Below are 12,692 nucleotides of genomic sequence, written 5' to 3'. Positions count from 1 at the left end.
CACTGTGGTCACTCCTGCACGCTGGTCAGATCAGCACTTCGGCGGTCCGCCGACCGGGTGGCCCACCGCCGCGCGCAGGCGGCGGTAGGTGCGCCAGGCCCGGGTGGCGGCGCGTTCGCGGAAGGGCGCCACCGGGGCACCGCGTCCCTTGGTCCAGTCGTCGAACACCTGCGGTGGCGTGTCGCTGCGGACCATCAGCCGGGATATCCGCATCGGGTCGTCGGCCGCGGAGCTGAACGCGTTCCCGACGGAGGTGGCGGAGGTCCAGCCGGCCTGCATGACCCTCCGGCGCACCGCCGGGCTGGAGTACCCGTGCGGGTAGGAGAAGGAGGTGACCTCGTGGCCGAGGGCGTCCTCCAGCGCCTTCTTGCATCCGACGACCTCCTCGGTCAGCCGCCGGCCGTGGACCGTGTCCATCGGGACGTGCGTCTGGGAGTGGCCGCCGAGCTCGACGCCCAGCGCGTCCAGGTTGTTGACCTGGCGCCAGTTCAGCATCGGCGCCGGCGGGAGCAGGCTGCCCGCGCCCTGAGCGCCTGGCGGGTGGATCGCGCCGACGGTGAGGTAAAGGGTGGCCGGCAGGCCGCTCTCCGAGAGCATCGGCGCCACTGTCCAGTAGAAGTCGGCGTACCCGTCGTCGAAGGTCAGCACGGCCGCTCCGGCCGGCAGCGGTGGCCCGCCACGGACGGCCGAGACCAGCCTGCGCAGTGGCACCACCGACAGGCCGGCGTCCTTGATCCGCTCCAGCTGCTCGCGGAACGTCCTCGGTGTGACGGTGTACGGCGCGAGCCAGGACGGCGGATCGTCCGAGACCGAGTGGTACAGGAAGACGGGTACGGGAGTCATGATCGGCCTCTGATCGACTGCCCGACGGAAGCGGTCGGGGTGAGCGCGGATCCACGGGCCTGTCGGTATCCCGCCCACTGGCCGGCGAGGCCCGTGAGGTATCCGGCGACGGTCAGCCCCACGCCGGCGCACAGGGCGGCCGCCATGGACGCCTGACCGCTGCGCAGGCAGCGCAGCAGCGCGGCCGGCAGGGTGTGCCGCAGGTAGCCGCGTTCGCTGGCGAGGCCCGCGGCGGCGCCGCCGTGCCGGACCACCGCGGACTTGGAGCGGCCCTCGGCGAAGCATCGCGCGGCGAAGTAGGAGAGCGTGGCGCGGTGTCCCGGCACGCGGTGGTCGACCGCCGCGGCCGGCTCGTAGTGCAGTACGGCGCCGGGGTTCCGGGCGGCGAGCCGGATGCAGAGTTCGGTCTCCTCGCAGCCGAGCGGACGCCTGCCGACCCGGCCGAGATCGGTCCGGAAGCCGCCGACGGCCAGCACCGGGGCCCGCCGGAACGACATGTTGGCCCCGATGAAGTTCCGTACCGCGGCGCCGCGCTCCGGCAGCCCCTGGTACGAGCAGCCGACCACCCAGTCGAACTCGGGCGGGAACCAGCCGGGCCGGCCGGTCCGCCACCACGGCCGGACCAGGCCGCCGACGCCGAGTACCCCGGGGGTCCGGAATCCGGCCAGCAGGCGGGCCGTCCAGTCCGGGTCGGCCACCGCGTCGTCGTCCAGGAAGGCGATCAGGTCGCCGTGCGCCACGGCCAGGGCGGTGTTGCGGGCGCCGGAGAGTCCCCTCTGCTGGCCGTTGGCGACGATCCGTACGCCGGAGAACCTCTCCCGGGCGAGCCGGAGCAGCTCCGTGCAGTGGTCGATGACCAGCACCAGTTCGGCGGGCGGGTGGGTCTGCGTGCGCACCGACGCGACGGCGGCGCACAGGTCGTCCCACCGGTCGACGGTGTAGGCGCAGATCGCGACGGACAGGCTCGGGGCGGTCGGGCCGACGGTCCGGTCGACGGTCGGGTCAGCGGTCGGGTCAGCGGTCATGGGAATCACTCCGTTCCAGGGAACGCAGCCAGCGCCTGAGGACGAACAGCAGCGGCAGCGCCACCGCGCATTCGGCGATCAGCCAGGCCCAGCCGACTCCGGCCAGGCCGTACCGCGGCAGTAGCAGTGCCACCAGTGCAATGATCACGACGGAGAAGACCAGCCGCACGCCGATCATCCACGGCATCGACCGCCGCACGCGGGCCATCTGGATGACCACGTTCGGGACGACGTTCGGGATGGCGGAGAGCGCCATCAGTCGCATCACGGTGGTGCCGTGCGCGGCGTACTCGGGCCCGAAGAGGCCGAGGATCCAGGGCGCCAGGGCCACCACCAGCAGGGCCGCCGCGACCATCAGCAAGGCGGAGTGGCGCAGCATCCTCCGGGCGTGCTCGGCGAGCCGCCGGGGATCCCTGGCGCCCTCGACCACCAGCGAGTGGCCCATGCTGAACACCGCGACGTACAGGGTGGAGGCGATGACGAAGGCCAGCGAGTAGTAGGCGTTCACCCGCGCGCCGACCTCGTCCAGCACCAGCAGTGGCACCACGGTGTAGGTGGCGAAGCTGAACAGGTTGCCCACGTAGTCCGCGGTGGCCCAGCGCATCACCTTGTCCGGCGGCCGCTCGCGGGCGGGCGTCTCGGCCTGGTGGCCCGGCACCGCCCGGCGGAACAGCACCACGTTGGCCAGCACGATCGAGATGACCATCGCCGCGGCCCAGGACACGAGGATTCCGGTGCTCATCGCCAGGGCGGCGCAGCCGGCCAGCAGCCCGGCCTTCGCCACCGCGAAGACGGTGTTCTCGCCGACCACCCATCCGATGCGGCGCGTGCCGGTGAGTGCCCCGTCCTGGAGGACGAAGACCGAGTAGCCCGCGGTGGCGGCGATGAAGGAGACCGCGAGCACCGGCCCACGCAGGAATTCCAGGTCGTGGGCGACCAGTGGGATCAGCAGCAGGAAGGCGCCGGCGACCAGGGCGCTGCATCCGACGCTGATCGCGTAGCAGCGGAGCACCAGGCGCCGGGTGTGCTGCCCGGCGGCCGGGACGAACCGTACGAGGGCGTCGCCGAGGTTGAGGCTGCCGAGCGTGGACAGGAACATGGCCGCGGACAGCGCGGCGTAGCTGCGCCCGACGGTCTCGGCGCTGTAGTAGCGGGTGGCGAGGATCCAGAAGACCGATCCCAGCCCCGCCGCGATCACCGAACTCGCCGCCAGCAGATGGCCGTTGCGCAGGAGCGGTTCTCCGCTCGACCACCGGGAGGCCGACCTGAGCCGGGCCTTCAGCAGCGTGGTGTAGGAGCACTCGCAGGGCAGCGCCAGCGGGCAGGAGCACGGCCGCGGGGCCGTCGGACGCGACTTGGGGCGGGCGTACTTGAGGAGGGACATCACGGCCTCGCCGCCCTGGCCCGGGTTTGCAGCCGAGCGCTGCGGACGTAGCAGATCGGACCGTACAGCAGGCCGAGCAGTTCCCGCCGCCTGAGGTGTGCCATCAGCGGGTCGCGGGGGCCGACGACCGAATCGCCGCGGTGCAGGGTCTGCCAGATGCCGCGCGGCACCCGGGGGACGAGGGAGGCCAGCAGCCGCGGCTGGCGGGCCACGGCAGCCGTCAGGTAGGCGCCGAACCCGACCCCGAAGCCGAAGACCTGGGTCGTCAGGGAGTCCATGCCGCGGCGGTGGGGGTGCCAGACCAGCGCGTCCGGCCGGTACGCCACCTTGTGCCCCGCGGCCAGCACCTGGAGGAAGGACAGCAGGTCCTCCCCGCCCATCGCGGGGGTGCCCGTGCTCGTCGCCGGGTCGAAGCCGCCGATCGCGCGGAGCACGTCGGTGCGGAAGGCCATGTTGGCACCGGTGCCGAGTCGGCCGGTCGCGAAGGGGAAGAGCGGGTCGTCGGACCGGTCGCGCAGCGACCAGCTGCGGGCGGTGAAGCCCTTGGAGTATCCGGCGTAGCGCTCCAGCGCGATCTGCGCCTCGGTGTCCAGCTCGGCCGGCAGGACCAGCCCGGTCACGCAGCCCACTCGGTCGTCGGACCGGAAACCGTCGACGAGGGCGGGCACCCAGCCCGCGTCGAGGATGAGATCGTCGTCGGCGAAGGCGCAGATCTCGCCGCGCGCCGCGGCCAGTCCGCGGTTGCGGGCCCGGGCCAGGCCCGGCACCGGCTCGCGCACGTACCGGACGCGGCCGTGGTAGTGCAGCCGGACCAGCAGGTCCGTGGCCTGGTTCGCGGGTGCGCTGTCGACCACGATCACCTCGATGCGCGGATACGCGGTGCCCAGCAGGGCGTCCAGGGCCCGCGGCAGCAGATCCACCCGGTTGTGCGTGCAGACGACGACGCTGACGAGCGGGGGGTCGGCCGGTGGCCGCGGTGGCACGGTGTCCCGGTCGGCCAGGTCGAGTCGGCGGTAGGCCTCGGCGACCAGGGCCCGGCACAGTCCGTCCGGATCACCCGGTACGGCCTCGGCCGTGACCAGGCCGAGCGGGCGGCCCTGCCGGCGGATCAGCGCCAGCACCCGGCCACTGCGGAGGAGTACCTCGTCTCCCCCGGGCCGGAGCAGTGCGGTCGGCCGCTCCAGGTCGAGCTCGGCCACCTGGACGGGGGCCGACGGCAGGATGATCGTCTCCGGCATGGCGGCTAACCTCCGATCCGGGCGTGCCGTTGTTGCCAGACGGTGAACAGGTAGCAGAACGGCCCGTACAGCAGGCCCCGGCGTTCCATCCGTCGCAGGCCCCGCAGGGCGCTCCGCTCGGGCAGGGCCGCGCGGGAGCCGAGCCGGTGGCTCCGGTGCCACCGCCAGACGCCGTAGGGCAGGAGCCGCAGGAGGTCGGCGAGCTGGCGTGGCTGGTGGGCGATGGAGGCGGCCAGGTAGGCGCCGAAGCCGACGCCGAAGCCTCGCACCTGGACGTTGAGGTCGTCCATGGTCCGCCGGTGGCGGTGCCAGATCAGGGCGTCGGGCTGGTAGGCCACCGTGTGCCCCGCGGACAGCACCTGCTGGAAGGCCAGCAGGTCCTCCCCGCCCTTGGACGGTGTGCCGGGGCCGGTCGCCGGATCGAAGCCGCCGACCTCCCTCAGCACGTCGGTGCGGAACGCCATGTTGGCGCCCAGCCCGAACCAGCCGACCGAGAACTGGACCAGCGGGTCCTCCAGGGCTTCCAGCGACCAGGCGCGGGCGGTGAAGCCCCGGCCGGGGCCGCTGTACTCCTCCAGCAGGAGCTGTGCCTCGGTCTCCAGCTCGGCGGGCACCACCAGGCCCGTCACGCAGCCGATCCGCTCGTCGGACTGGAACGCCTCCACCACGGCCGTCACCCAGTGGGGATCGGCGATGGTGTCGTCGTCCGTGAAGGCGCAGATCGCGCCGCGGGCGTGGGCGAGGCCGCGGTTGCGGGCCCGCGAGCCGCCGGGCAGCGGCTCGCGCACGTACCGGACGCGGTCCCCGTACCGGGACCGGACCAGCACCTCGGTGGCGTCGGTCGCGGGCGCGTTGTCCACGAGGATCACCTCGACGTGCGGGTAGTCGGTCGCCAGCAGGGCGTCCAGGCAGCGCGGCAGCATCGCGGACCGGTCACGGGTCGGCACGATGACGCTGACCAGCGGCGGATCCGCAGGCACCCGGGCGCGGCCGACCCGACCAGGACGCGCCGCGGGTGTCGCGGTGGACAGGGCGGGAACGTACAGTTCCCGGTGGGCGGCGTCGACCAGCGCCCGGCTCAGCGTGGCACCGTCGCCTGCTGCTCCGGTGGCCGTGACCAAGCCGAGCGGGTGTCCGTGCAGCCGCACCAACGCCAACACGCGTCCGTCCGGGTCGACGGCGCCGAAGCCACCGGGCGAGCGCAGCTCGCTCGGCTCGTCCAGGTCCAGTTCGACGACCCTGACGGGGGTGTAGAGCGAGTCGCGGGCGGCAGGGCGCGAACAGGCAGCTGCGGTGCGCCGGTCGTAGCCATTCATCAGTTCTCCCCCGCGGGAGTGGCCGCCGAGGACCGGGCGCCGGGACGCTCGGTGATCAGGGTCCTCAGCACCCGGCGGCCGTCGGAGACGGCGTGGAGGTGGGAGCGACCACTGCGGCGGGGAAGTTCCAGGCTCGGCACCTCGGCGATCCGCAGGCCCGATCGGAGCGCGTGCGCGATCATCTCGGCCTCGATCTCGAAGCCCGAGGAGCGCAGATCGAGCGCTTCCAGGAAGGAGCGGCGGAAGGCGCAGAAGCCGTAGCACAGGTCGGTCAGGCTCGCCTTGTACAGGCGGTTCACGAGGGTGAGCAGGACGCGGTTGCCGAGCGAGCGGACCCTGGTGAAGTCCAGCGAGCCGCCACCGGCGATGCAACGGGAGCCCTTGACGAAGTCGAAGCCGTTGTCGAGGAAGTGCAGGTAGTGCGGGATCTCGCCGGGCCACATGGAGCCGTCGGCGTCCATCATCACGATGTACTCGCCGGTGGCGGCGGCGAATCCGGTGCGCAGCGCGTTGCCCTTGCCGGGCCCGCTCTGCTGGACGCTGCGGACGGTCGGCAGGCAGTGCCGGGCCATCGGAACGGTGGCGTCGCTGGACGCCCCGTCGACCAGGATGACCTCGTCGACGCACCGGGGGATCTGCTCGAACACCCAGGGGATGTTGCGGGCCTCGTTGTGGGCCGGGATGACCAGGCTGACGGTGTGCCGGGTGGTGACGCGGTCCTCGGCCCGGCGCATCGGTCGTCGGTCGGTGACCCGGTCACTGGCCCGGCGGTGCGGGTGGGTGTCCTGCGGGGCCTGCGGGAGCTGGTGAGGGTGCGAAACGGCGGTGGGAGGCAGGGTGGTGCTCATGGAGGGCCTCTCGGAGGGGGGAGGCGGCGGGCGGCGCCGGAGCAGGCGCGGCCCCTGCTGTGACGGGCTGGGTGGCGGGCGCGGAAGATGCGCGTGGCCGAGGCCCGGAGGAAAGTCCCCATGGGGACTGCTGGAAGTGTGGAGAGCGTCTGTGGCGGCCGGAGGGGGTGCGCACCGCCGGGCTCTCGCGGCGCCGAAGCGCCGATGTGTCGACTGTCGCGGCGCGGAGGCGCCGGCCTGTCGAACTGGCTGAGTGCCACGTACCGGGAGATACGGGCTGTGCCAGGGCTTCATCGTGCACAGAAGCGAAAAGTCACGTCAAGGGGGTTTGTCCGATTTTTTCCCTTTTTGGGCGCTTGAGCGCCGCGAGTCCCTTGAGCGCCCCGAGTGCCCTGAGTGCCCGCATGGAGGCCGCCTCACACCCGTGCGCCGCCACGGCCCGCCTCGGCGTTCGCGCGGCGGCTCAGCTCTCGACCGGCCGCCCGCCCGGCTCCTCGGCGATCCGACGGGCGATCTCACCCGGCCGCACCGGGCGGCCGAAGTGCCAACCCTGCGCCCAGTCGCAGCCGATGGTGCGCAACCGCTCGGCGTCCTTCCGGGTCTCCACGCCTTCGGCGGTGACGGTCAGCCCGAGCGCGTGCGCCATCGACACCAGGCCGCTGACGATCCGCCAGCCGGTGGACTCGTCCTTGGCCGGATCGTGCAGATCGCCCACGAAGGACCCGGCGATCTTCAGGCCGGAGACCGGCAGGTCGCGCAGGTAGGCGAGGTTGGACCAGCCGGTGCCGAAGTCGTCCACGGCGAGCGAGACGCCGAGGTCGACCAGCCCGTGCAGGGTGCGCAGCGCCTCGTCCTCGGGCCCGACGACGGTGGACTCGGTGATCTCCAGCTGGAGCCGGGCCGGGTCGAGGCCGGTCGCGTCGAGGATCCGGCCGAGGTCGGCGACCAGTGCCGCGCTGCGGGCCTGACGGACCGCCAGGTTGACGTTCAGTTGGGGCGCGTTGTCGCCGAACCGCTTGATCCAGTCGGCGGCCTGGCCGCAGGCCTGCTCCAGCACCCAGCGGCCGAGCGGCATGATCAGCCCGGTCTCCTCGGCGGTGGCCACGAACTCGTCCGGGCCGAGCACGCCGAGCTGCGGGTGGCGCCAGCGCACCAGCGCCTCCACGGCGGCGAGCCGGCCGTCGGCGAGCGCGTAAAGCGGCTGGTAGTCGATGAAGAACTCGCCGCGGTCGAGGGCGGCGGGCATCCGCACCGACACCGCGTAGCGGCTGACCGCGCGGGCGTTCTCCTTGGGGTCGAACAGCGTCCAGCGGCCCCGGCCCGCCTCCTTGGCCCGGTACAGCGTCAGGTCAGCGGCCCGGACGGCGGCGCCCGGGGTGGTGGTCGACACGCGCCGCTCCAGCACGCCGACGCTGGCGCCCACGGCGAGCTTGTGATCGCCGATCAGCACCGGGCCGGCCAGCGCCTTGAGCACGGTCTTCGCGGCGGCCACCGCCTCCTGCTCGCCCCGGCAGTTCTCCAGCAGCACGACGAACTCGTCGCCGCCGAGCCGGGCGACCAGGTGGCCGAGCGGGGTGAGCGCGGCCTTCAGCCGGGCGGCGACGGCGGACAGCAGCTGGTCGCCGGTCTCGTGGCCGAGGCTGTCGTTGACCACCTTGAAGCCGTCGAGGTCGACGTAGCACAGGCCGAACCGGGCGCCCGGCTCCGGCTCCTCGAACAGCTTCTCCAGCCGCTCGAAGAAGGCCGCCCGGTTCGGCAGGCCGGTCAGCGGGTCGTGGTTGGCCTGGTGGCGCAGCCGCTCCTGGAGCCGGTAACGGTCGGTGATGTCCTCCAGCATCGCAACCTGGTACTGCGGCCTGCCGTAGTCATCGCGGATCAGCGAGACCGTCAGGTGGGTCCAGACCACCTCGCCGTCATGCCGGTAGTACGGCTTGTCGAACTGGAAGTAGTCCCGCCGGCCGCTGATCAGGTCCTCGTACGCCTCCCACACGCCCGGGGTGTCCTCCGGGTGGACGAGGTCGCCGACCCGGCGGCCCACCATGTCCTCCGGGCGGGCGCCGAACAGCTCCTGGAGCGCCTTGTTGACGGCCAGGATGTTGCCGTCGGTGTCACCGATGCCGATGCCGATCGCCGCGCTCTCGAACAGCGCGCGGAACCGGGCCTCGGAGGCGCGCAGCGCCCGCTCGGCCTCCTTGCGGGCGACGTCCGCGGCGGCCCGGATCGCCTCCTGCTCACGCAGGGTGCGCTCGCGCAGGGCCGCCGCCCAGCCGGCCGCGAAGGCGCCGGTCAGGACGGGGCCGCGGTCGTCGCCGACCGGCTGGGCGTGGAGCAGCTCGACCGCCCGGGCCAGCACGACCGGGTCGGTGAAGTGCGCGTCCACCAGCTCGGCGCCGGCCTGGGCGGCCAGATGCGGCTCGAACGGCTCCTCCTGCTGGGCGCGGTGGAGCAGCGCGGCGGTGCTGGCCACCAGCCGGCCGAGCAGGCCGGGGTGGACCGCGACGCCGTGGTCGCCGGAGAGCAGCCGCGCCCAGTCCTCGTGGAACCCTTCGGCGCTGCCGGACACGGGGGTGTCGTTCATGCGTCCGCTCCGATGCCGCCGGCGGTCGCTTCGCAGAACCCGCAGCCGTCGGTCGCTCGCCCGCTCCGTCCGCTCAAGAGCGGAACCCCACGCCCGCCACCCCGGTCATCCGCTCGGGGTGCGTGCCGACCGTCTCCGGCAGGTCCGGCCGCCACTGCGGCAGGTAGACCACGCCCGGTTCGACCAGCTCGAAGCCGTCGAACATGGCGGTGATCTGCTCGTGGGTCCGCATGGTCAGCGGGGTCGGCGTCATCCGGTACAGCTTCTGGTGGTCCTCCGCCTGGTCGGGGCGGCCTTCCAGGGAGGCGTGCGAGAGGACCAGGGCGCTGCCGCTCGGGAGCGCGTCGCGGATCGTCGCGATCAGCTTCCACGGGTCCTCGTCGTCGCTGACGAAGTGGGCGACGGCCACCAGCAGGACGCCCACCGGCTCGCCCGCCGCCAGCAGCTCGGTCACCTCGGGCCGGCCCATCAGGTCCTCGACGTCGCGCAGGTCGGCCTGGACGACGGCGCTGCCCGGGTCGCCCTCCAGCATCAGGCGGCTGTGCGCGACGGCCACCGGGTCGCGGTCGACGTACACGACCTGCGACTCGGGGTGGATCGCCCGGGCGATCTCGTGCACGGCCCCGAAGGTCGGGATGCCGGAGCCGATGTCCAGGAAGCGGGTGACGCCGCGCTCGGCGAGGAAGGTCACCGCACGGCGCAGGAAGGCCCGGTTGGAGCGCATGATCTGGGGCAGCTCCGGCCACAGGGCGATCGCCTTGCGGGCCATCTGCCGGTCCACCTCGAAGTTGTGCGAGCCTCCGAGGTAGTAGTCGTAGACCCGCGCGGCGTTCGGTTTGTCCAGGTCCGTGCCCTCCGGTACCCAGCTCGGTCGCCGCATGCCTGTGACTCCTTCACTCCGGTCAGGGGGGCAGTGCCCCGAGGCCACTGCTGTGACAGATGAGACTACAAGCACAGAAGATCCTCCTCCGCACCCCGAACGGGTGCAAGCGGAGTGCGCGCTTCCCGGGCGGGTCGGCCCGTGCTGCAGGGTCGGCGATGCGGGCGGGTCAGTCCGTGCCGCGCGTCGCTCCGTGCTGCGGGCCGGCGGTGCGGCGGCCGACAATGGACCTCGTGGCCGGACGCATCGAGGACTACGCCCTCATCGGCGACCTGCAGACCGCCGCCCTGGTCGGCCGGGACGGTTCGGTCGACTGGCTCTGCCTGCCCCGGTTCGACTCCCCCAGCTGCTTCGCCGGGCTGCTCGGCGACCACCGCCACGGCGCCTGGCGGCTCGCCCCCGCCGGCGTGCCGCCGGGGGCCGAATGCCGGACCCGTGGCTACCGGGGCGACAGCCTGGTGCTGGAGAGCGAGTGGCACACGGCGGGCGGGAGCGTCCGGGTCACCGACTTCATGCCGCAGCGCGGCCCGGACGGGCGGCGCTCCCCGCAGCTGATCCGCATCGTCGAGGGCCTGGACGGCAGCGTCCCCATGCGCGGCGAACTGCGACTGCGCTTCAACTACGGGCGGATCGACCCCTGGGTGCGGCGCACCGGCCATCACCGGGTCGCCGTCGCCGGGCCCGACTCCGCCTGGCTACGGGTACCCGACGGCGTTCACACGTACGGCCTCGACGGCGTCACCACCTCCGACTTCACCGTCACCGCCGGGCACCGCGTCCCGTTCATCCTCACCTGGCAGCCCTCCCACCTGCCCACCACCCCGCGCACCGACCCCGACCGGGCGCTGCTCGCCACCGTCTCGCAGTGGCAGCACTGGGCGGCCGGCTGCCGGTACCGGGGCGAGTGGCGGGAGGCCGTGCTGCGCTCGCTGATCACGCTCAAGGCCCTCGCGTACGCGCCCACCGGCGGGATCGTCGCCGCGCCCACCGCCTCGCTGCCCGAATGGATCGGCGGGGAGCGCAACTGGGACTACCGGTTCTGCTGGCTGCGCGACTCCTCCATGACGCTCTCCGCCCTCCTGCGCGGCGGATTCCGCGAGGAGGCCGCCGCCTGGCGCCGCTGGCTGCTGCGCGCCATCGCCGGGGGCCCGGGCGACGTCCAGGCCGTGTACGGGGTGGCCGGGGAACGGGTGCTCGGCGAGACCACCGCCACCTGGCTGCCCGGCTACGAGGGCTCGCAGCCGGTCCGGTTCGGCAACGCCGCCATCGACCAGCTCCAACTCGACGTCTACGGCGAGGTCGTGGACACCCTGCACCTCGCGCTGCTGGCCGGGCTGCCGATGGAGCGACACGTGTGGACCCTGCTGCGGGCACTGATGGGGTACCTCGAACGGCACTGGCGCGAGCCCGACGAGGGGCTGTGGGAGGTCCGCGGCGGGCGGCGGCACTTCGTGCACTCCAAGGTGATGTGCTGGGTCGCCGCCGACCGGGCCGTCCGGCTCGCCGAGGCCACCGGACTGCCCGCACCGGTCGCGCGTTGGCGGGAGATGCGCGACGCCGTCCACGCGGACGTCTGCGCCAACGGCTACGACCGGCGGCGAGGCGTCTTCGTCCAGCACTACGGCGGGCAGGGGCTCGACGCAGCCACCCTCTTCGTCGTCAAGAGCGGGTTCCTGCCGCCGGACGACCCCCGGGTGGTGCGCACCGTCGACGCCGTCCGCGACGGGCTCGACCACGGCGGGCTGGTCCGCCGCTACCGGGCCGACGGGCGGGGCGGCGGCCCGACGATCGACGGCCTCGCGGGAGGCGAAGGCGCCTTCCTGGCCTGCTCGTTCTGGCTCGCCGACGCGCTCGCCGCCACCGGGCGGGCGGACGAGGCGCGCGAACTCTTCGCCCACGTGGTCGGGCTCGCCAACGACCTCGGCCTGCTCTCGGAGCAGTGGGACCCGCGCGCCGGACGCCAACTCGGCAACACACCACAGGCGTTCAGCCACGTGGCCCTGGTCAACACCGCCTTCGACCTGGCCGAGCCCGGCTAGGGTGGGGGCGTGGACCCCAACCACTACCGCTTCCGGGGCGTGTGGCGCCTCGCCGCGCCCGCACCGGAGGTGTTCGCGGCGCTGGAGGACGTGCAGAGCTACCCGCTGTGGTGGCCGGAGATCCGGGAAGTGCGGCAGACCGGTGAGGAGTCGGGCGAGGTCGTGGTGCGCGCGCTGCTGCCGTACCGCCTGGTGATCGGGCTGGAGTCGCGCCGGCGCGACCCGGCCGCCGGGGTTCTGGAGGCGGCCATGTGGGGCGACCTCGACGGGTGGTCCCGGTTCACCGTCACCCCGGACGGCAGGGGCAGCCGCGTGCTGTTCGAGGAGGACACGCGCCCGGGCAAGGCTCTGCTGCGACGGCTCGCCCTGCCGCTGCATCCAGTGTTCCGCGCGAACCACGCGGTGATGATGCGGCGGGGGCGGCGCGGGCTGGCGGGGTACCTGGGGATCAGCTGACAGATTTCAGCTAACAGATTTCAAAATCTGTCAGCTGAAATCTGTCAGCTGTTTTCTGTTCTCCGTCGGACGCGGCAGGCCCGGC

At 73.1% G+C, this 12,692-nt stretch carries 10 protein-coding genes; 2 read left to right on the top strand and 8 right to left on the bottom strand.

Annotation, left to right across the window (positions count from 1 at the left end):
- Positions 1-30 precede the first annotated feature (30 nt).
- The 8 genes from F7Q99_RS23835 to F7Q99_RS23800 all read right to left on the bottom strand — a co-directional run bounded on the left by F7Q99_RS23835 (position 31) and on the right by F7Q99_RS23800 (position 10,112).
- Positions 31-843, bottom strand: a complete 813-nt coding sequence (locus tag F7Q99_RS23835; RefSeq protein WP_153464614.1) for a polysaccharide deacetylase family protein — start codon at positions 841-843, stop codon at positions 31-33.
- Positions 840-1,868 (bottom strand): glycosyltransferase family 2 protein, encoded by a 1,029-nt coding sequence (locus tag F7Q99_RS23830; protein WP_153464612.1) that lies wholly within the window; start codon positions 1,866-1,868, stop codon positions 840-842. The genes F7Q99_RS23835 and F7Q99_RS23830 overlap by 4 nt, the downstream gene beginning before the upstream one ends.
- On the bottom strand, positions 1,858-3,252 hold the full coding sequence (locus tag F7Q99_RS23825) for a lipopolysaccharide biosynthesis protein (protein WP_153464610.1): 1,395 nt from the start codon (positions 3,250-3,252) through the stop codon (positions 1,858-1,860). The genes F7Q99_RS23830 and F7Q99_RS23825 overlap by 11 nt, the downstream gene beginning before the upstream one ends.
- On the bottom strand, positions 3,252-4,490 hold the full coding sequence (locus tag F7Q99_RS23820) for a glycosyltransferase family 2 protein (RefSeq protein WP_153464608.1): 1,239 nt from the start codon (positions 4,488-4,490) through the stop codon (positions 3,252-3,254). Before F7Q99_RS23820 ends, F7Q99_RS23825 begins: the two co-directional genes overlap by 1 nt.
- Before the next feature lie 5 nt (positions 4,491-4,495).
- On the bottom strand, positions 4,496-5,806 hold the full coding sequence (locus F7Q99_RS23815; protein WP_153464606.1) for a glycosyltransferase: 1,311 nt from the start codon (positions 5,804-5,806) through the stop codon (positions 4,496-4,498).
- Positions 5,806-6,654, bottom strand: coding sequence for a glycosyltransferase family 2 protein (locus tag F7Q99_RS23810; RefSeq protein WP_153464604.1), 849 nt, complete (start codon positions 6,652-6,654; stop codon positions 5,806-5,808). The genes F7Q99_RS23815 and F7Q99_RS23810 overlap by 1 nt, the downstream gene beginning before the upstream one ends.
- A gap of 463 nt (positions 6,655-7,117) precedes the next feature.
- Positions 7,118-9,232 (bottom strand): putative bifunctional diguanylate cyclase/phosphodiesterase, encoded by a 2,115-nt coding sequence (locus F7Q99_RS23805; protein ID WP_153464603.1) that lies wholly within the window; start codon positions 9,230-9,232, stop codon positions 7,118-7,120.
- 73 nt (positions 9,233-9,305) lie between these two features.
- Positions 9,306-10,112: an SAM-dependent methyltransferase gene (locus tag F7Q99_RS23800; RefSeq protein WP_153464601.1), complete on the bottom strand. Its 807-nt coding sequence runs from the start codon at positions 10,110-10,112 to the stop codon at positions 9,306-9,308.
- Positions 10,113-10,345: 233 nt separating this feature from the next.
- Between F7Q99_RS23800 and F7Q99_RS23795 the strand changes: the two genes are divergently transcribed.
- On the top strand, positions 10,346-12,151 hold the full coding sequence (locus tag F7Q99_RS23795; protein WP_326847036.1) for a glycoside hydrolase family 15 protein: 1,806 nt from the start codon (positions 10,346-10,348) through the stop codon (positions 12,149-12,151).
- Between the two features lie 9 nt (positions 12,152-12,160).
- Positions 12,161-12,607 (top strand): SRPBCC family protein, encoded by a 447-nt coding sequence (locus tag F7Q99_RS23790; RefSeq protein ID WP_326847035.1) that lies wholly within the window; start codon positions 12,161-12,163, stop codon positions 12,605-12,607.
- The last annotated feature ends 85 nt before the right edge of the window (positions 12,608-12,692 follow it).

Source organism: Streptomyces kaniharaensis, from assembly GCF_009569385.1.
Lineage (GTDB): Bacteria > Actinomycetota > Actinomycetes > Streptomycetales > Streptomycetaceae > Kitasatospora > Kitasatospora kaniharaensis.
This window is presented reverse-complemented; position numbering and strand designations above follow the sequence as displayed.